The sequence below is a fragment of the Nonomuraea sp. SBT364 genome (genome assembly GCF_001083785.1).
GTDB lineage: Bacteria > Actinomycetota > Actinomycetes > Streptosporangiales > Streptosporangiaceae > Nonomuraea.
The window spans coordinates 16,739-35,449 of sequence record NZ_LAVL01000020.1; the positions used below are offsets into that span (position 1 = coordinate 16,739).

The 18,711-nt window shown below is 72.2% G+C and carries 16 protein-coding genes; 9 read left to right on the top strand and 7 right to left on the bottom strand.

What is annotated here, in order from left to right:
* The first annotated feature begins 77 nt into the window (after positions 1-77).
* The 7 genes from ADY59_RS12570 (at position 78) to ADY59_RS12600 (ending at position 9,953) form a co-directional block, all read left to right on the top strand.
* Positions 78-1,526, top strand: a complete 1,449-nt coding sequence (locus ADY59_RS12570) for an aldehyde dehydrogenase family protein (protein WP_049561767.1) — start codon at positions 78-80, stop codon at positions 1,524-1,526.
* A complete protein-coding gene (locus ADY59_RS12575; protein ID WP_049561769.1) occupies positions 1,523-3,238 on the top strand; it encodes a thiamine pyrophosphate-binding protein in 1,716 nt (571 codons plus the stop codon). The genes ADY59_RS12570 and ADY59_RS12575 overlap by 4 nt, the downstream gene beginning before the upstream one ends.
* Before the next feature lie 110 nt (positions 3,239-3,348).
* Positions 3,349-4,491 (top strand): ABC transporter substrate-binding protein, encoded by a 1,143-nt coding sequence (locus ADY59_RS12580; RefSeq protein WP_049561772.1) that lies wholly within the window; start codon positions 3,349-3,351, stop codon positions 4,489-4,491.
* A 1-nt stretch (position 4,492) separates the two neighbouring features.
* The gene (locus tag ADY59_RS12585; protein WP_049561773.1) at positions 4,493-5,362 is read left to right on the top strand and encodes a branched-chain amino acid ABC transporter permease; all 870 of its coding nucleotides are present in this window, start codon (positions 4,493-4,495) and stop codon (positions 5,360-5,362) included.
* Positions 5,359-7,155 carry a branched-chain amino acid ABC transporter ATP-binding protein/permease gene (locus ADY59_RS12590; protein WP_082310053.1) on the top strand — a complete coding sequence of 599 codons (1,797 nt, stop codon included), beginning with the start codon at positions 5,359-5,361 and terminating at the stop codon, positions 7,153-7,155. Before ADY59_RS12585 ends, ADY59_RS12590 begins: the two co-directional genes overlap by 4 nt.
* Positions 7,152-7,853, top strand: a complete 702-nt coding sequence (locus tag ADY59_RS12595; protein ID WP_049561777.1) for an ABC transporter ATP-binding protein — start codon at positions 7,152-7,154, stop codon at positions 7,851-7,853. The genes ADY59_RS12590 and ADY59_RS12595 overlap by 4 nt, the downstream gene beginning before the upstream one ends.
* 54 nt (positions 7,854-7,907) lie before the next feature.
* A complete protein-coding gene (locus tag ADY59_RS12600) occupies positions 7,908-9,953 on the top strand; it encodes an outer membrane protein assembly factor BamB family protein (protein WP_053174703.1) in 2,046 nt (681 codons plus the stop codon).
* A 24-nt stretch (positions 9,954-9,977) separates the two neighbouring features.
* On the opposite strand, the gene ADY59_RS12605 is transcribed toward ADY59_RS12600, so the two are convergent.
* The 4 genes from ADY59_RS12605 to ADY59_RS12620 form a co-directional block, all read right to left on the bottom strand.
* Positions 9,978-10,628, bottom strand: coding sequence for a TetR/AcrR family transcriptional regulator (locus tag ADY59_RS12605; RefSeq protein WP_049561782.1), 651 nt, complete (start codon positions 10,626-10,628; stop codon positions 9,978-9,980).
* 18 nt (positions 10,629-10,646) lie between these two features.
* Positions 10,647-12,389, bottom strand: coding sequence for a bifunctional sugar phosphate isomerase/epimerase/4-hydroxyphenylpyruvate dioxygenase family protein (locus ADY59_RS12610; protein WP_049561783.1), 1,743 nt, complete (start codon positions 12,387-12,389; stop codon positions 10,647-10,649).
* Between the two features lie 26 nt (positions 12,390-12,415).
* Positions 12,416-13,261, bottom strand: a complete 846-nt coding sequence (locus ADY59_RS12615) for a shikimate dehydrogenase (protein WP_049561786.1) — start codon at positions 13,259-13,261, stop codon at positions 12,416-12,418.
* A gap of 102 nt (positions 13,262-13,363) precedes the next feature.
* Positions 13,364-13,768, bottom strand: a complete 405-nt coding sequence (locus tag ADY59_RS12620) for a VOC family protein (protein WP_049561905.1) — start codon at positions 13,766-13,768, stop codon at positions 13,364-13,366.
* A 283-nt stretch (positions 13,769-14,051) separates the two neighbouring features.
* Here ADY59_RS12620 and ADY59_RS12625 point away from each other — a divergent pair, with 283 nt between their 5' ends.
* Positions 14,052-14,402 carry a CBS domain-containing protein gene (locus ADY59_RS12625; RefSeq protein WP_049561788.1) on the top strand — a complete coding sequence of 117 codons (351 nt, stop codon included), beginning with the start codon at positions 14,052-14,054 and terminating at the stop codon, positions 14,400-14,402.
* A gap of 43 nt (positions 14,403-14,445) precedes the next feature.
* Here ADY59_RS12625 and ADY59_RS12630 read toward each other — a convergent pair whose 3' ends face one another.
* Positions 14,446-15,396: a GlxA family transcriptional regulator gene (locus ADY59_RS12630; RefSeq protein ID WP_049561791.1), complete on the bottom strand. Its 951-nt coding sequence runs from the start codon at positions 15,394-15,396 to the stop codon at positions 14,446-14,448.
* Between the two features lie 93 nt (positions 15,397-15,489).
* Here ADY59_RS12630 and ADY59_RS12635 point away from each other — a divergent pair, with 93 nt between their 5' ends.
* Positions 15,490-16,422: an MBL fold metallo-hydrolase gene (locus ADY59_RS12635; RefSeq protein WP_049561793.1), complete on the top strand. Its 933-nt coding sequence runs from the start codon at positions 15,490-15,492 to the stop codon at positions 16,420-16,422.
* Between the two features lie 101 nt (positions 16,423-16,523).
* Here the strand turns inward: ADY59_RS12635 and ADY59_RS12640 are convergent, their stop codons facing one another.
* Complete coding sequence (locus ADY59_RS12640) at positions 16,524-17,960, bottom strand: MFS transporter (protein ID WP_049561795.1); 1,437 nt, start codon at positions 17,958-17,960, stop codon at positions 16,524-16,526.
* Positions 17,961-18,032: 72 nt separating this feature from the next.
* Positions 18,033-18,521 (bottom strand): MarR family winged helix-turn-helix transcriptional regulator, encoded by a 489-nt coding sequence (locus ADY59_RS12645; RefSeq protein WP_049561798.1) that lies wholly within the window; start codon positions 18,519-18,521, stop codon positions 18,033-18,035.
* Positions 18,522-18,711: the final 190 nt, after the last annotated feature.

Here is an 18,711-nt window from a genome sequence, read left to right on the forward strand (position 1 = left end):
CCTTCGTCGGCTCATACCGTGATGCAATCCACAGCGCGGTTTGACCGAACCGCTGAGCGGATTCGATGGGAGTCCCTATGGACACGATCCACGAAGCGGCGTGTCTGGTCGCCGGCGAGTGGGTGACCGAAGGCCCGTACACCGACCGCATCGGCCCCTATCTGCGCGAGCCCGTCAGCCGGGCGCGCACCGCACAGTCCGCCGACATCGTCGCGGCGGTGGACTACGCCCGGCGGGCGGCCAAGGCCGTCGCCCGGCTGGCCCCCGCCACCCGGGCCGGCGTGGTGGCCCGCGCCGCCGCCGCCGTCACCGCGCACGGCGAGCGGCTGGCCGGCCTGCTCGCGCGCGAGCTGGGCAAACCGCTCAAGGACGGGCGCGGCGAGATCTTACGGGTGTGCGACACCCTGTCCGTCGCCGCGGCCGAGGCCAGGATGATCGGCGGCGAGGTGCTGCCGGTGGCGGGCTGGGGGCGCGGGGTCGGCAACACGGCGATCACCCAGCGCGCCCCGGCGGGTCCCGTCCTGGCCATCACGCCGTTCAACGCCCCGGCGAACTTGCTGGCGCACAAGCTCGCCGCGTCGTTCGCCGCGGGCAACACCACGATCGTCAAGCCGCCGCCGCAGGCCCCGGCCGTCTCCACGGCGCTGGTGGAGCTGCTCCTCGACGCCGGGATGCCGGTGGAGGCGGTGCAGGTGCTGCACGGCGGCGGCGAGGTGGGCGAACGGCTGTGCGCCGCTCCGGAGATCGCCGTGGTGAGCTTCACCGGCGGCGTGACCGCCGGGCGGGCCGTCGCCCGCGCGGCCGGGCCGAAACGGGTGATGCTCGAACTCGGCGGCAACGCCGCGACCATCGTCTGCGAGGACGCCGACGTCACGGAGGCGGCCCGCGTGTGCGCCCGCACCGGCTACAGCAACTCCGGCCAGAGTTGCGTGTCGGTCCAGCGCGTCTACGTCCACCGCAGCCGCTTCGACCAGTTCGCCGACGCGCTGACCGCGGAGGTGAAGGCGCTGGTCGTGGGCGATCCGGCGGACCCGGCGACCGACGTCGGCTCCATGGTCGACGACGACGCCGCCGAGCGGGTGGTCCGCGAGACCGCCGAGGCGGCCGCGGCGGGCGCCGCCGTCACCACCGGCGGCAGCCGCAGCGGATCGGTGATGGCGCCCACGGTCGTGCTCGCGCCGCCGCGCGAGGCCAGGGTCGTCCGCGAGGAGGTGTTCGGCGCGCTGGTCGTCGTGCTCCCCTATGACACGTTCGACGGGGTCGTCGAGGAGTGCAACCGGAGCCCGTACGGACTGCAGGCCGGGTTGTTCACGCACGACGTGCGCCGCATCGTCACCGCCTGGCGCGAGCTGGAGGTGGGCGGCCTGATCGTCAACGGCTCCTCCAACTTCCGCCTCGACCACGTCCCGTTCGGCGGCGTGAAGGACTCCGGCATCGGCCGCGAGTCGCCCCGCTGGATGATCGAGGACTTCACCGTGACCAAGACCCTCATGCTCAAAGGGCTGACCATCTGGGGAGACCAGTGACCACCACCGCGGCCCGCGCCCTCGTCGCGCAGTTCGAGGAACTCGGTGTCGAGTACGTCTTCGGCACCTGCGGCCACACGAACATCGCCGTGCTCGACGCGCTGGCCGACAGCCGCATCCGCTTCGTCATGGCCCGTCACGAGCAGGCCGCCGCGCACGCCGCCGACGGCTACGCCCGCGCCGCCGGGAAGCCCGGCGTGCTGCTGGTCCACGTCGGCCCCGGGCTCACCAACGCCACCACCGGCGTCATGACCGCCGCGCTCGACTCGGTGCCCCTGGTGGTGATCTCCGGCGACATCCCCTCGTACTTCCGGGGCCGCCACCCGCACCAGGAGGTGAACCTGCACGCCGACGCCGACCAGGCGTCGATCTTCCGCCCCTTCGTCAAGCGGGCCTGGAACGTGCACCGGGCCCAGGACCTGGGCCGCGCCGTGGAGCGCGCCTTCTGGACGGCGACCTCCGGCCGGCCCGGCGCGGTGCTGGTCAACGTGCCGATGGACGTCTTCTCCCGGCCCGCCGCGCCGCACCCGGCCATCAGCCACGCCGCGCCGCCCGGCCTGCCCGAAGCCACCGCGGAGCTGATCGCGGCGAGGCTGGCGGCAGCCGAGCGGCCCCTGATCTACCTCGGAGGCGGCCTGCGGGAGGACGCCGGGGCGCTGATCTCACTGGCCGAGCACCTGGACATCCCGATCGCGCACTCGCTCATGGCCAAGGGCGCCGTGCCCGACGCCCACCCGCTGCTGCTGGGCATGACCGGGTTCTGGGGGCTGGAGCTGACCAACGCGTACGCGCGCGGGTCGGACGTGGTGCTGGCCCTGGCCACCCGCTTCGCCGAGACCGACGCCAGCTCCTGGGACCCTCGCTTCACCTGGGACTTCTCGGCGAGCACGCTCATCCAGATCGACATCGACCCGGCGGAGATCGGCCGCAGCTACCCCGTGGAGATCGGCGCGGTCGCCGACGTGCGGCTCGCCGTAGAGGCGCTGGCCCGCGCCGCCGGGTCCCACCCGCCACGCGACCGGCCGGAGCTGCGGCGGCGGATCGCCGAGGCGAGGTCGAGGCTGTTCGCGGCGAGCGCGGAGCGCGAGCGCGCCGACGACTTCCCCCTGCGGCCCGAGCGCATCCTGGCCGACCTGCGCGCTCTGCTCCCGGCCGACGCGATCCTGGTCACCGACGTCGGCTGGAACAAGAACGGCGTGGCCCAGTGCTACGAGCTGCCGCCCGAGGGCCGCTTCATCACTCCCGGCGGCGCCTCCACCATGGGGTTCGGCCCCGCCGCCGCCGTGGGCGCGCAGCTCGCCCGGCCCGGCGGGACCGTCGTGGCACTCGTCGGTGACGGCGGCATGAGCGCGCAGCTGCCCGCCGTGCCGCTGGCGGTCGAGCAGGGCGCTCCGGTGATCTTCGTGGTGATGAACAACCGGTCGCACGGGACGATCTCCGACCTGCAGGCGGCCCACTTCGGGCGCAGCCACGGGTGCGACTTCACCGACCCCGCCGGGCGGCCCTACAGCCCGGACTTCGCCGCACTCGCCGAGGCGTGCGGCGCCGACGGCTACCCCGTCACCACCCCGGCCGGCCTGGGCCCGGCTCTGCGCGCGGCCGTCGCGAACCGGCGGCCCGCGGTGATCGACGTCCCGATGGTGAACGAGCCGGTGCCGACCCCGGGGCACTGGAACATCAAGGACATTTACCAGGGCGTCTTCGCCGACTGATCCGCAGGAAACCGTTGTAGGTTCGATATTCCCTCATCGACGTCCTGACGTTATAACGAACGTACTAGTCCGTGAATTAACTCTCACCTATCCCCCCATGAGGTGAAACCGTGTCTTTCGCGAGATCCTCCATCGCCGCGGCGGCGTTCATAGCGCTCGCCGCCTGCGCCCCGCCCGGTCAGTCGGCCGCACCGGAGGCGGGCGCCACCGGTCCCCTCAAGATCGCCAACATCAACGCGCAGAGCGGCCAGCTCAGCTCGCTCGGCCAGTGGGAGCACAAGGGCGTCAAGCTCGCCATCGACGAGGCCAACAAGGCCGGCGGCGTCAACGGGCGGCAGATCCAGCTCGACCTCTTCGACGACCAGGGCGACCCCACCATCGGCACCAACCTGGCCAGGAAGATCGCCAGCGAGGGCTACATCGCGATGCTGGGCACCGCGGAGAGCGCCGTGACCCTGGCCATGGCGCCCATCCTCAAGGACGCCAAGATCCCCAACATCACCTCGGGCCAGTCGCCGAAACTCGCCGAGCTGAAGAGCCCCTTCCTGTTCCTCAACGCGCCGACCAGCGTCACCTTCGACGAGACGCTGGCGAAATACCTGGTCGACGACAAGGGCCACAAGAAGATCGCGCTGATCAGCAACAACGGCGCCTACGGCGCGGGCGAGCACGACGCCTTCCTGGCCGCGCTCAAGTCCAGGAACGTCACCCCGGTCGCGGACGAGATCGTCACCCCCGACCAGAAGGACTTCAACGCCAACCTGGCCAAGATCCGCGAGGAGGAGCCGGAGGTGCTGTTCATCGGCGCCGAGGAGGTCCAGTCGGGGCTGATCGCCAAGCAGGCACGCGAGCTCGGCATCGAGGCGACCTTCGCGGGCGGCGCCCCGATGGGCACCGACGTGTACGCCACCACGGCGGGGACGGAGACCGCCGAGGACTCCGTCGTGAGCTCGCCGTACCTGAGCAACGAGGCCAGCGACGAGATCAAGGCGTTCGCCGCCAAGTACAAGGCCGCCTACGGCGAGGACGCCCGCATGCACGTCGCCAAGGCCTACGACGGCGCGTCGATCCTCATCGAGGCGCTCAAGCAGACCGGCGGCGAAGGCGGGCAGAAGCTGGCCGACGCCATCCGCGGCGTCAAGCGCGCCGGGCTGCTGGGCGACTACACCTTCGACGCCAACGGCGTCGGCATCCACGAAACCAAGATCGGCCTGGTCAAGGACGGCAAGGTCGAGCCCGAGGCCGCGAGCTGACGTGCAGGTATTCCTCCAGACCCTGATCGGCGGGGTGACGTTCGGAGCGGTGTACGCGCTGGTGGCGATGGGGTTCTCGATCGTCTACCGCACCATGGGGCTGGTCAACTTCGCCCACGGCAGCGTCGTGATGATCGGCGCGTACGCCGCCTCCACGTTCTACCTGGCCACGCAGCTCCCCTTCGCCGTAGCGATCATCGTCGCCATCACGGTGACCGGCCTCATCGGCCTGATCATCGAACGATTCCTGCGTCCGCTGGAGAACAAGGACTTCACGCTGATGCTGATCGGCACGATCGGCTTCGGCGCGGTGCTAGAGGCGGGGGCCGTGCTCATCTGGGGCGCCACCGGCCACGCCGTGCCCTCCCCCGTCGCCACCGGGCCGATCGACCTGGCCGGCATCCGCATCCCGACCTACAACCTGGTGGTGATAGCCGTCGCCGCCGCCGCGACCGGGCTGCTGGCGCTGTTCCTGCAGCGCACCAAACGCGGCGCGGCCATGCAGGCGGTCGCCATGGACCACCAGGCGGCCACCGCCGTCGGCATCCACGTCGGCCGCAGCAACGCGATGGCCTTCGCCATCGGCGCGGGGCTCGCGGCCCTGGCCGGCAGCCTGATCGGCCCCATGCTGTACGTCAACCCGACCATGGGCGGCACCCTGGGCATCAAGGGCTTCGCCGCCGCCATGCTGGGCGGCTTCGGCAGCATGCCCGGCGCGATCGTCGGCGGCCTGGCCTTCGGGCTGCTGGACGCCTTCGCGGCCGGCAACTTCCAGGAGTACTCCGAGCTGGTCACGTTCCTGGTGTTCGCGGTCATCGTCATGATCCGCCCCACCGGCATCTTCGGAGAGGCCACGGTGAACCGAGCGTGAAACGTCTTGCCTGGCTCGTCCCCGTGGCGGTGGCCGCCTGGCTGCTCCCCTACGGGCTGGACGGGTACGCGATCCACGTCGCCGACGTCGCCGTCATCTTCGCCATCCTGGCCGTCGGCCTCGGCCTGACCATGGGCGTCGCCGGGCAGATCAACCTGGCCCAGGTCGCGTTCTTCGGCGTGGGCGCCTACGCCGTCGCCATCCTCACCACCCAGGCGGGGTTCGGCTTCTGGGCGGCGGCCGCCCTGGCGCTGCTGATCGCCATGGTGTTCGGCATCCTGGTCGGCATCCCCGCGCTGCGCATGCAGTCGCACTACCTCGGCATCGTCACGCTCGGCCTGGCCCTGGCCTTCACCAACTGGGTCACCAACGCCGACATCGCCGGCCGCGCCGAGGGCATCAGCGACATCCCGGTCCCGCCGCTGTTCGGCGTCGACCTGTCCAGCGGATACCTCTTCTACTACGTCGAACTGGTCGTCTTCGCGCTCGCCCTGGCCTTCGCCCTGCTGGTCACCCGCTCGCCGCTGGGCCGCCGCCTGCGCGCCATGCGCGACGACGACCTGGCCGCGGGCGCGCTGGGCGCGCAGATCCCGCTGCTGCGCATGACCGCGTTCGTGCTGTCGGGCCTGTACGGCGGCGTCGCCGGCGTGCTGTACGCGGGGCTCATCCGGTTCGTGGCTCCCGAGTCGTTCAACATCGCCAACATGTTCCTCCTGCTCGCCATGGTGATCATCGGCGGCCGGAGCAGCATCCTGGGCTGTGTCGTCGGCGCCGTCGCGCTCACCCTGCTCCGAGAGGCGCTCCTGGACGCCTCCGGGTACGCCCAGCTCGGCTACGGCCTCGTGGTCGTGCTCGTGGTGGTGTTCGCGCCCCGGGGGCTGGCCGGTCTGCCCGGGCAGCTCCGGCTGCTGCTGCGGCGGCGGCGCGGCGACGGCTCTCGGGCCCAGCTCGGCGCCTTCCTGCCGTACGAACCCGCGCCCTCGGACGCGGGCGGGAACGCGCTGGAGGTCCGGGCGGTGACCAAGCGGTTCACCGGCCTGACCGCGCTCGACGGGGTGTCCCTCACCGTGCCCGCCGGGCAGATCCGCGGCATCGTCGGCCCCAACGGCTCGGGCAAGACCACGCTGTTCAACGTGATCAGCGGCTTCTACACGCCCACCCAGGGGTCGGTGCTCCTGCGCGGCCAGGACCTGACCGGCGCGGCACCGTACCGGCTGTCGCTGTGCGGCGTGGCCAGGACGTTCCAGAACCTGCGCCTGTTCGAGGACCTCAGCGTGCGCGAGAACATCCTGGTCGGCCTGGACCGCACGCCGACCTCCTGGATCTGGCGCTATCCGAGCCTGCCCTGGAAGGTGCTGGGCTACGAGCGGACGCTGCGCGCCCGCGCCGGGGAGCTCATCGAGCGGTTCGGGCTCGCCGACGTCGCCGACGCCGATCCGCGCTCACTGCCGTACGGGATCCAGCGGCGCATCGAGCTGGCCCGCGCCATGGCGATGTCGCCCAGCCTGCTGCTGCTGGACGAGCCCGCCGCCGGTCTCAACGGCGAGGAGGTGCGCCAGCTCGGCGAGATCGTCCGGTCCATCAGGGACTCGGGCGTCACCGTGGTCATCATCGAGCACAACATGGGCCTGGTCATGTCGCTGTGCGAGCAGGTCACCGTGCTGTCCAGCGGCAGGGTGATCGCGGACGGCCGGCCGGCCGAGGTCGCCGTGCACCCCGACGTGGTCGCCGCCTACCTGGGCGACTCGATGTCCACCCCCAGCGAGGCTGCCGTCGAGGAGGCGTCCCGATGACGACACTGACCGTGGAAGGACTGTCGGTCCACTACGGGGGCGTCCGCGCCGCCCACGACGTGTCCTTCACCGTCGAACCCGGCCAGTCGCTCGGCATCATCGGCGCCAACGGCGCGGGCAAGACCTCGACGCTCAAGGCCGTCATGGGTCTCGCGCCGCGCCGGGCCACCACGATCCGGTTCGGCGAGCACGACCTCCTGCGCGCGCCCGCGCACACCCTGGTGCGGCACGGCATCGGCTACGTCCCCGAGGGCAGGCACGTCTTCCCCGGCCTCAGCGTGGAGAAGAACCTGCTGCTCGGCGCCTACACCAGCAGCTGGAAGCACACCCCGATCGAGGAGGTGTACGAGCTGTTCCCGGTGCTGCGCGAGATGCGGCACCGGCTGGCCGGGGCGCTGTCCGGCGGCCAGCAGCAGATGCTGGCCGTCGGCCGGGCGCTGATGTGCCGGCCCCAGGTGATGCTGCTGGACGAGCCGTCCATGGGGTTGTCGCCGATCCTCGTCGCCGAGATCGCCGGCGTGCTCAAGCGGCTCAACGCCGACGGCCTGGCCATCCTGCTCGTCGAGCAGAACGCCAAGCTGACCTTCGACGTCACCACCACCTGCCTGGTCATGGAGAACGGGCAGATCGCCGCCACCGGCGTCTCGGCCGACCTGCGGAACGACCCCGAGGTCCGGCGCATCTACCTCGGTCTGTGATTCACCCCGCGCACCTGTGAAGGGATCGCCATGGTTCATCGACGAGAGTTACTCATGAGCGCCGCAGCCGCCGTCGCCGCCGCCGCGCTCGCCGGGCCCGGCACCGCCGTCGCCGCCTCCAGCCGGCTCGACCGGGACTTCCCCAAGGTCGGCGGGAACCTGGCCAACCAGAACCACAGCCGGCTGCGCGCCCTGCACCGGGGCAACGTGCGGCGGCTGCGGGCGGCGTGGGTCAACCACATCGAGGGCGGGCTGATGGCGGGCAACAGCCAGAGCACCGCCGTGGCAGTGGACGGCGTGCTCTACGTCGAGTCGGCGCCGGGCAACGTCGTCGCGGTCGACGGCCGTACCGGGGCCACGATCTGGAAGTACGCGCAGACGCGCGGCGCGGTCACCCGGCGCGGGGTGGCGGTCGGCGCCGGCAAGGTCTACACGTGCGCCAACGGCAACTGGCTCATCGCCCTCGACCAGCGCACCGGCCAGGTGCTGTGGGAGCGGCAGCACAACGGCTACGGCAACCTGGAGAAGGTCGCGGTCACCTACCACGACGGCATGCTCTACTGCGGCACCAACGACGGCCCGCGGGGCTCGGCGCTCGCCTTCGACGCCGAGACCGGCGACCTGGTCTGGAACTTCTGGGGCACGCCGGGCCCCGGCGAGTTCGGCCACGACACCTGGGAGGGCGACTCCTGGCAGACCGGCGGCGCCACGCCGTGGATGCACTGCGCCATCGACCCGGAGCTCCGGCTGGTCTACTGGACGTTCGGCAACGCCAGGGGCGCCCGCTCCTCCCAGGACGGCTCCGAGCGTGGCGGCCAGAACCTGTTCGCCAACTCGATCGTGGCCATGGACCTGAAGACCGGCGCCTACCGCTGGCACTTCCAGTCCGTCCACCACGACATCTGGGACATGGACAACGTCATGGCGCCGGTCCTGGTGGACGCCCGCGTCCGGGGCCGCCTCCGCAAGCTCGTCGTGTACGGCAGCAAGACCGGCATGTACTACATCCTCGACCGCGCCGACGGCTCGGCCCCGCTGGGCATCGACGAACTGCCCGTGCCCCAGGAACCCCGGCAGAAGACCTGGCCGACGCAGCCCTTCCCGCGCCAGGGCGGCTGGACCGAGCTGAAGCCGGTGTGGCAGCCGCTCGGCACCGAGATCCCCGGCGCTCCGCACCGCGCCGTCCCCAACTACACCATCGGCCCGCTTTTCACGCCGCACTGGGACGAGCCGATTCTGAGCATCCCCGGTCACGGCGGCGGCGCCGACTGGAACCACCAGTCCTACAGCCACAGCACCCGGCTGGTCTACACGAGCTTCGGGTACGTGGCCGCCGCGCACTCCCTGACCGAGAGGTCCAACGGGCTGCGCCCGCCCGGCGAGTACATGACGGGCGGCATCGTGGCCGTGGACCCCGGCACCAACCTGGTCCGCTGGAACAAGCACATGCCCTACTCGCTGGCGCACGGCAACGGTATCCTCACCACCGCCTCCGACCTGCTGTTCATCGGTCAGCCCGACGGCAACCTGCTCTGCCTGGACGCCCGCCACGGGCGCGAGCTGTGGCGCTGGCAGACCGGCGCCGCGGTCAGCAGCAGCCCGATCTCCTACGAGATCGACGGCGAGCAGTACATCGCCGTCTACGCGGGAGGCACCGGCATCCCGTACGGCGACTCCGCCCCGCGCGGCGACCACCTGTGGGCCTTCAAGCTCGGCGGCACCGTGGCGCCCGCCGCGACCCCGCCCGCGCCGGTGGTCAGGCGGCCGGTCTCCGGCGGCCCGGTGGACGGCGCCACCGTGGACAACACGGTCGTGCTCGCGCGCACCTACGCCGACGGGCAGGTCGGCGCCGTCGAGTCCACGGCCGTCGACGCCATGGCGCCCACCCACCTGCGGGTGCCCGCCGGCACCACGGTGACGTTCGTCAACCCCGCGGACAACGTCCACGCGCACGGCGCCACCCAGTTCTTCGAGGGCCTGTTCGACGTCAGGCTCGAACCGGGCGAGTCCTTCCGGTACACCTTCACCGAACCCGGCGAGTATTTCTTCAACGACACCCACAGCCCGCGCCCGACGGGCAAGATCGAGGTCGTCGGCTGATCGCCGCCGGCACCGGCTCGGGGATCAGGAGCCGGTGCCGCGCAGGTAGGCGACGATGGCGTCGCCCACCATCGCGCGCAGCCGGTCGCGGTGCTCGGGGGCGGTCATGTCGCGCCCGAACAGCGCGCCGAAGGTGTGCTGGTTGGCCACCCGGAAGAAGCAGAACGAGCTGATCAGCATGTGCACGTCGATCGCGTCGGCCTCGGTGACGAAGCCGACGCCCGCCGCGCCCCGGTCGAGGATGGCCGCTATCAGGTCGAGCACGGGCGTGCCGAGATTGGCCAGGGCCGGCGACTTGCGGATGTGCTCGGCCTGGTGGATGTTCTCGATCGCGACCAGCTTGATGAACTCGCGGTGCAGGTCATGGTGGTCGAAGGTGAGCTCGGCCAGCGTGCGGATGGCCTCGACCGGAGCCAGGTGCTCCACCTCGATGGTGCGCTCCATGTCGCGCACCTCGGCGTAGGCCTTCTCCAGGACCGCGATGTAGAGCCGCTCCTTGCTGCCGAAGTAGTAGTAGATCATCCGCTTGGTGGTGCGCATGCGTGCGGCGATCTCGTCGACCCGCGCGCCCGCGTAGCCGTGCCGGGCGAACTCCTGCTGAGCGACCTCGAGGATCTCCGCCTTGGTGCGCTCGGCGTCCCGCTGGCGTTCGGCGGCGGCGGGCTGAGAGGTCATCCGCCCATCCTAGTGACCTCACGCGTGCTGCACCGCGAGCCGGATGGGGGCGTTGCCGGCCCCGTACCCCTGGTAGCCGTTCACCCGCTGGACGAGCTCGAAGAACACCCGGCCCAGGGTGACGGTGTAGAGATGCAGGAACTCGCCACCGTGCTCGTCCCGGTCGTGGAGCACGCCGAGCCGGCGCAGCTCCGGGTCGACCTCGTGGCGGGCCTCCAGGTCGTCGTAGTAGTTGCCGGGGATCGGCAGGAGCAGTTCGGGATGCTCGCTCCGCAGCCTGCGGGCGACGGCCACCAGGTCGCCGCAGGCCAGCGCGACGTGCTGCCACGGGACGTCTCCGGTGCCGTCTCCGGTGCCCACGTGGGCGACGTTCACCACCATGCGGACCGCGCCGTGCGGGGCCGACATCGCCTTGCTGCGCAGCAGGCCGTACGGGTCGGGCACCTCCAGGCTGCCCTGCGGGCGCAGGCCGAGGACCGTGCGGTAGAACAGCGCCGCCTCGTCGAAGTGGTGCCAGGGCTGGGTGAGAGCGACGTGATCGATGCCGGTGATCTCCCCCGCGCCCCGGCCGTCCGGCGCGTCCGGCGCGAAGTCGGACAGCCAGGAGTCGTCGCAGAAGAAGATCTCGGTGCCGTCCGGCGCGCCGACGGCGTCCAGCCTCGCCTCCTCCGGCGCGCGTTCGCGGGGCAGGACCGGCGACAGCAGCGACTCGGCGTGCTCGGCCGCGCTCTTCGGATCCTGGCTGTCGAGCCCGATGGCGACCAGGGCGGGGTCAGCGCCGGTGGCGTTGAGCAGCAGCCGGGCACCGCCCTGCTCCCACAGCTCGACGGGTTTGGTGGGATGCCTCCCGGTCCGGGCGAAGCCGAGCGCCGTCAGCACCTCGCCCAGCGAACCGGTGTCGCCGGCCAGTTCGGCGAAGGCGAACCCGGTGGGGGCGACCGGCTGCCCGGCCCCGTCCAGGTCCTGCTCCAGGGCGAGCAGCGAGCGCATGCCGTCCAGCGCGGTGCGCCGGGTGTCGGCCTGCCGGAAGACGTCGTTGAACACCTCCAGCGACAGGGGGCCCGCATAGCCGGCGTTGAGCGCGTGCTCGACCAGCCGGGCGAGGTCGAAGTTGCCCTGCCCGGGGAAGCAGCGGTAGTGGCGGCTCCACTGCAGCACGTCCATGGCCAGCAGCGGCGCGTCGGCGAGCTGCAGGAAGAAAATCTTCTCGCCGGGGATCGCCTCGATGCCGATCGGGTCGGAGCCGCGCGAGAGGATGTGGAAGCTGTCCAGGCAGGTGCCGAGGTTCGGGTGGTCGGCGAGCCGCACGATCCGCCAGGCGTGCAGATACTCGTTGACGTGCCGGCCCCAGGCCAGCGCCTCGTAGGCGATGCGGATGCCGTGCTCGGCAGCCCGATCGGCGAGCAGCCGCAGTTGCTCGGCGGCCAGGGCGTCGTCGCCGATCGCCGACGGGGAGACGTTCGAGCAGACCAGCAGCAGGTCGGCGCCGAGCCGCCGCATCGTGCGGAACTTGTGCTCGGCCCGGCGCAGGTTGCGGGCCAGCGCGTCGGGCGGCACCGCCTCGAAGTCGCGGAAGGGCTGGTATAGATCGATGCCGAGCCCGAGGTCGGCGGCCTTGGCCCGGACGTCCTCCGGGGTCATCGAGGTGACCAGCAGGTCGTTCTCGAAGACCTCCACCCCGTCGAACCCGGCGGCGGCGATGGCCTCCAGCTTCTCCGCGAGCGAGCCGCTCACCGACACGGTGGCGATGGACTTACGCACCGGATTCCTCCTTCGGACGGCGATCTTCAGACGGCGATGAGATCGGTCAGGTGGGCGAGCATCCGCTCGGCGTCCGGCTCCCGGCCGGTGAACAGGCGGAAGGCGTGCACGGCCTGGAAGACGACCATGCCGCCGCCGTGCAACGTCCGGCAGCCCGCGGCGCGCGCCTGCCGCAGCAGCTCGGTCTCCAGCGGCCGGTAGACGATGTCGGCCACCCACAGGCCGGGGCGCAGGAGCTCGGCGGCCAGCGGCAGGCCCGGATGGCGGGCCATCCCGGTGGGGGTGGCGTGCACCAGGCCGTCGGCCCCGGCCAGGAGGTCCGGCAGCTCCGCGTGGGTCGCGTGGCGGGCCCGCCCGCCGTCGAAGCGGCCGGCCAGCTCCCCCGCCAGCGCGAGGGCCCGGGCGGGGTCCGCGTCGACGACGGTGACCCGGTCGGCTCCCATCGTGAGCAGCGCGTGCGCCACCGCGCTGCCCGCGCCGCCCGCGCCCAGCTGGACGATCCGGTGCGTGGGCGCGTCGGGCAGGCCGCGGGCGAACGACTCGGCGAAGCCGGTCCAGTCGGTGTTGTGCCCGACGGCCCGCTGCCCGTCGAACACCACGGTGTTGACCGCGCCGAGCATCGCGGCGTCGGGCGACAGCTCGTCCAGGTACGGGATGACGGCCTGCTTGCACGGATGGGTGATGTTGAGCCCGTCGAAGCCGAAGCGGCGGGCGGTGCGGACCAGCGTCCCCACGTCGAGCCCGAGCCGATCGGTGTCGAGCAGCCGGTAGACGTAGTGCAACCCGTGGTGCGCCGCTTCCTGCTCGTGCAGGGGCGGGCTCAAGGAGGGGCCGATGCCCGAGCCGATCAACCCGACCAGGAACGAGTCCATCACTTCTTCCTTCCAGCAGGGGCCGACTCCTTAATGTACGTACTAGTGAGTTAGCTGGCTAGACCGCCGGACGGCACCCAGGAACCGAACCGGTCAAACCCGTCAGCCGAAATCCGCCGCCGTCATGCCGGGCGGATGGCCGGGCGGCCACTGGACGACCTCGATCCTGTAGCCGTCGGGGTCGGTCAGCCAGCACGTCCGCATCCCCTCCCCCAGGTCCGCCGGGGGCTCGGCGGTGACGCCCTTGGCCGCGAGCTCGGCGATCGCGGCGTCGAGATCGTCCACCTGGACGACGAGGTGGTTGACGGCGCCGATGTCCTTGACCGGTCTCGCGGGGTCGTGCACGAGCTCAAGGCTGACGAACGGATCGCCGGGCAGCTTGAGCATGGTCAGGCTGCCGAATTCCGTCTCGGGGACATGGCCGAGTTCGGCGTAGCCGAGCGCGGTGTAGAAGGCGAGCGAGCGCTCCAGGTCGGTGACCCGCAGTCCGAGGTGCAGCATGCGCATGCCGCGCACAGTAGTGCCCTCCGGACGGGGGGCACCACTGTCCGCGGGCCACGCACCTCGTGCGTGGAGCGCACGGGCGGACAGACTCAGCCCGGCGTTCACCATGGCGGAGGGCCCGCCACCCCCGGGAGTCGGCGCTGACCGGGCGTTCCGTCCCTTCGTCTGCATGGTGTCGCAGCCCGTGAACGGGTGTCAGCCCCGATGGCCTCCCGGCCCGCCCCTGCCCACACTGAAGGCGGCGGCGGCCCGGCGGGCCCGCCCCGGGTTCGAGGGGACGGTGTGCATGCAGGCACGTGATATCGCGGTGAAGGTGCCGACGGTGACGGCCGGCGATCCGGTCACCAGGGCGGTGCGGGTGATGACGCTCGCCCGGCTGCCTGGACTGATCGTCGTCGACGACGCCGCCCGGCCCCGGATGGTGCTGACCGGCACCCAGGTGCTCCGCATGACGGTCCCGGGTGCCTACCAGGAGGACCCGACGCTGGCCAGGACGGTCGACGAGGCGCATGCCGACATGTTCTGGCAGGAGCGGGGCGAGCTGGTCGCGGTGGTCGGCCGCGACGGCGGCCTCGTCGGGACGATCACCCTGGAACGCCTGCTGGCCGGCATGGCGCTGGCCGGCCCGGAAGGCTGATCCTCGGCCCGGGCGGCCGCCGCGTGGCGACCGGCCGGTGGGGTCAGTGGCCGTGCAGGCGCCGGTAGCGGCCGGGTGAGGTGCCGATCAGCCGGGAGAAGTGGCGGCGCAGCAGCGCGGTGACGCCGAAGCCGCAGCGGGCCGCGACCTGGTCGATCGGCAGCGTCGTGGACTCCAGCAACTGCTGGGCCCGGGCGATGCGGGCGCGCAGCAGCCACTGGGCCGGGGTGGTGCCGGTGTAGTCGGCGAAGTGGCGGGCGAACGTGCGCGGGCTCGTCCGGGCGTGCGCGGCCAGCTCCGCCACCGTCAGCGGCTGGTCGAGACGATCCAGGGCCCACGCCTGGGTGGCGGCGATGTCCGGGGCCGCGGAATTGGTGGCGGGTACCGGCCGGGCGACGAACTGCGCCTGCCCGCCGTCGCGATGGCCGGCGGCGACCAGATGCCGGGCGATGACGTTGGCCACGTTGACGCCGTGCGCCAGCCGTACCAGATGCAGGCACAGGTCGATGCCCGCGGTGGCGCCCGCCGAGGTCCAGATGCCGCCGTCCGCCACGAACAGCGCGCCGGGATCGACGGTGATCCCGGGATGCGCCTCGGCGAGCTGGGCGGTCAGCAGCCAGTGGGTGGTGGCCCGGCGCCCGTCCAGCAGGCCGGCGGCGGCCAGCACGAAGGCGCCGCTGCACAGGGCGGCGATCTCGGCGCCCCGGCCGGCGGCCGCGTGCAGCGCCTCCACGAGCCGCCCGTCGAGCGGTTCGCGGGGGATGCCCGCGCCGGGGATGACGATCAGGTCGGCGTCGTCCAGGCCGTCCAGCGTGTGGGTGGGCCGCACCAGGGCGGCGGGCTCCATCGTGACGGGAGCTCCGTCGATCGAGCAGAGCCGCAGGTCGAAGCGCGGCACCCCGGCGTGAGAGCGGTCGGCTCCCCACACCCAGCAGACGACCGAGTAGTCCAGGACGCTCATCTCGTCATGCAGAAGGAGAGCGACACTGCGCATGGCAGGAATGTAGCGCATGTTGGCGTCCCCATTACTCCTGCCGTCCTCGCCCCCCGATCAGGATGATCCGGAGCCGAACGCGGAGGAGACATCATGACCGGAGTGCATCGACGGACGTTCCTGTGGGGCGCGGTCGCCGCCGGCGCGGGCGCCCTCCTGCCCACGGCCGCCCTGGGCGAGGTGTCACCGGGCGGGGCGTCACCGGGCGGGGCCATCACGTCGAAGAGTGTGGGCGCCTTCGACGTCGTCGCGCTCCGCGACTCCGCCGACACCTTTCCCGCCACGCGGGCGGAGATGTTCCCGGACGCGACGGAGGCGGACTGGCGGCGGGCCCGCCGGGCGGACCCCGGCGCGTTCGGCCCGGACCTGGCCTGGAAGCTCGACTTCCGCTGCTACGCGGTCCGGCGTCCGGGCGGGCGGATCGCGCTCGTCGACGCCGGGGTCGGCCCGGCAGGCAGCCCGGGATCCGCGTGGGCCGCCCCGGGCATCCTGCCCGAGCTCCTCGCCGCCGCCCGCATCGACGTGGCGGACGTCGACCTCGTCGTGCTGACCCATGTCCACGAGGACCACATGGGCTGGTCGGTGAGCCCGGACGGGGTGCCGGCGTTCCCGAACGCCCGGTACGTCGTCCAGCGGGCCGAGGTGGCGCGGCTCGCGGAGACCAGCCCGATGCGCGACTACCTGATCGTGCCCCTGCGGCGCACCGGGCAGCTCCAGGAGATCTCCGGCGAGGTGACGCTGGCCGGGGCGCGGGGCAGCCGGCTCACCGCGATCCCGACGCCGGGCCACACCGTGGGACACCAGTCGGTGCTCGTCGACGGCCACGACCGGCGGATGGTGATCACCGGCGACGTGCTGGTGCACGCCGTGCAACTGGTCGCCCCGGACGTCGGCTACGCCCTGGAGGCCGACCAGGCGGTGGCCGCCGAGACGCGCCGGAACCTGCTCGCGGACGCCAGGCGACGGCACGCGACGCTGGCGACGGCCCATCTGACCAGCCCGTTCGTCGACGCCCGCTGCCCCTAGCCGGACAGCGCGGAGATCCCGGCGGCGGCGCTCGCCCCCGCATCAAGGCCGTGTAGACCCGGGCGACGTCTTCCGGTTCGGCTGCGACATCCCGCCGGCTCCTAGTGCGTGATCACCGGGGCCGGTGAGTCCGGGGCGGCCTGGCGTCCGGGCGAGCGGAGCACGGCCAGCGCCACCACGAGCGCGGCCAGCAGGAGGCCGGCCGCGATCGCGAACGCCAGCCGGTAGCCGCCGGTGAGGGCCGCCGCCTGGGTCGCGCCCCGGCCGAGCAGTTCGCCGGTCCGGGAGGCGGCCATGGTGGACAGCACGGCCACGCCCAGCGCCATGCCGATCTGCTGCGTGGTGTTGAACAGGCCCGAGGCGAGCCCGGCGTCGTCGGCCCTGGCCGCCGACATGCCGAGCGTGGCCAGCGCGGGCAGCACCAGGCCGCCTCCGGCGATCAGCAGCATGACCGGCAGCAGGTCGGTGACGTACGACGCCTGCACCGGCACCCGGGTGAGCCAGCCCATCGCCGCGAGCAGCAGCACCAGGCCCGCGACGAGCACGGCCCGCGCCCCGAACCGGTTGTTGAGCCTGGCGGAGGCGAACAGCGAGATGCCGCCGATCGCGACCGCCGCCGGCAGCATCGCCAGGCCGGTCTCCAGGGCGCCGTAGCCGAGCACCTTCTGCATGTAGAGCGCGACGAGGATCTGGAAGGCGAACATCGCCGACAGGCTCAGCATCTGGGCCAGGTTCGCGCCGGAGACGTTGCGGGAGCGGAAGACGCGCAGCGGCATGAGCGGGGTGCGCGCGGTGGCCTGCCGGGCGAAGAAGCCTGCCAGCAGCGCCAGCGACAGCGCGCCCAGGCCCAGCGTGTGCCCGGCCGCCCAGCCGTACTCCTCGATCTTGACGACGGTGTAGATGCCCAGCATCAGGCCGCCGGTGACCAGCGCGGCGCCGAGCGCGTCGGCGCCGGCCGCGAGCCCGGCGCCGCGGTCGGCGGGCAGGACGCGGACCGCCAGCGCGACGGTGACCAGCCCGATCGGCAGGTTGATGAAGAAGATCCAGTGCCAGGAGAGGGCGTCGGTGAGGACGCCGCCGAGCACCTGGCCGATGGAGGCGCCGGCCGCGCCGGTGAAGCTGAACACGCCGATCGCCTTGGCCCGCTCACGTGGCTCGGTGTACAGCGTCACCAGGATGCCGAGCACCACGGCCGAGGCCAGCGCGCTGCCCGCGCCCTGCAGGAACCGGGCGGCGATCAGCAGGGCGGGGGTGGTGGCCAGACCGGCGAGCAGCGACGCGGCGGCGAAGACCACGTTGCCGGTCAGGAACATGCTCTTGCGGCCGATCAGGTCGCCGAGCCGTCCGGCCAGGAGCAACAGGCCGCCGAAGGGGATCAAGTAGGCGTTGACGGTCCAGCTCAGCCCGGCGGCCGTGAAGCCCAGGTCGTGCTGGATGGCGGGCATCGCCACGGTGACGATGCTGCCGTCGAGGATGGTCATCAGGCTTGCCGCCGACAGCACGATCAAGGCGAGCGGGCGCGATGAGATGGGGGACATGGCCACTCCTGTTCAGATGCGGACAGGAGAGACCCTAACAGATGGTTTTGTTGTAGACGATCCTTGACGGACCTACTTCTGGGACTGCCGGGCCCGGCGGGCGCCCGGGGCGACCTCCACCGGAGTGGACAGATGGCCCTCCACCAGCCGCCGCATCGCCGAGAGCAGCACCTCCCGCTCCTCCTCCGGCAGGGCGCCGAGCGCGTCCCGGTGCACGCCGTCGACGATCTGCCGGCTGCGGCGGGCGACCTCGGCGCCCTTCTCGGTCACCGCGATGATCCGCGCCCGCCGGTCGGTGCTGGAGGGGCGGCGCTCGGCCAGGCCCGCCTTCTCCAGGGCGTCGACCGTGACCACCATGGTCGTCTTGTCCATGTCACCGAGCTCGGCGAGCTGGATCTGGGTGCGCTCCTCCTCCAGGGCGTGGACGAGAACACAGTGCATCCGGGCCGTCAGGCCGATCTCGGCCAGCGCCGCGGCCATCTTCGTCCGCAGCACGTGGCTGCTGTGGTCGAGCAAGAACGACAGGTCGGGCTCAGTGCGGCCGGGCGCCATGGCGGTCATGCCCCCAGCCTAGCCAATCGTCCCCATCCGGATTATCCGCAACGACCCGGCCGGACGGGACGGGCGCTCACGACCCCAGAGCCGGTGAACGTTTCAAGAGCGGCGGCCCGTGCCCGCCCGGTCACCGCCACCCGTTGTGCCAGCGCCGCCATCGGGCCCGGACGACGTCCGCCGTGATCGCGCGCCCCGG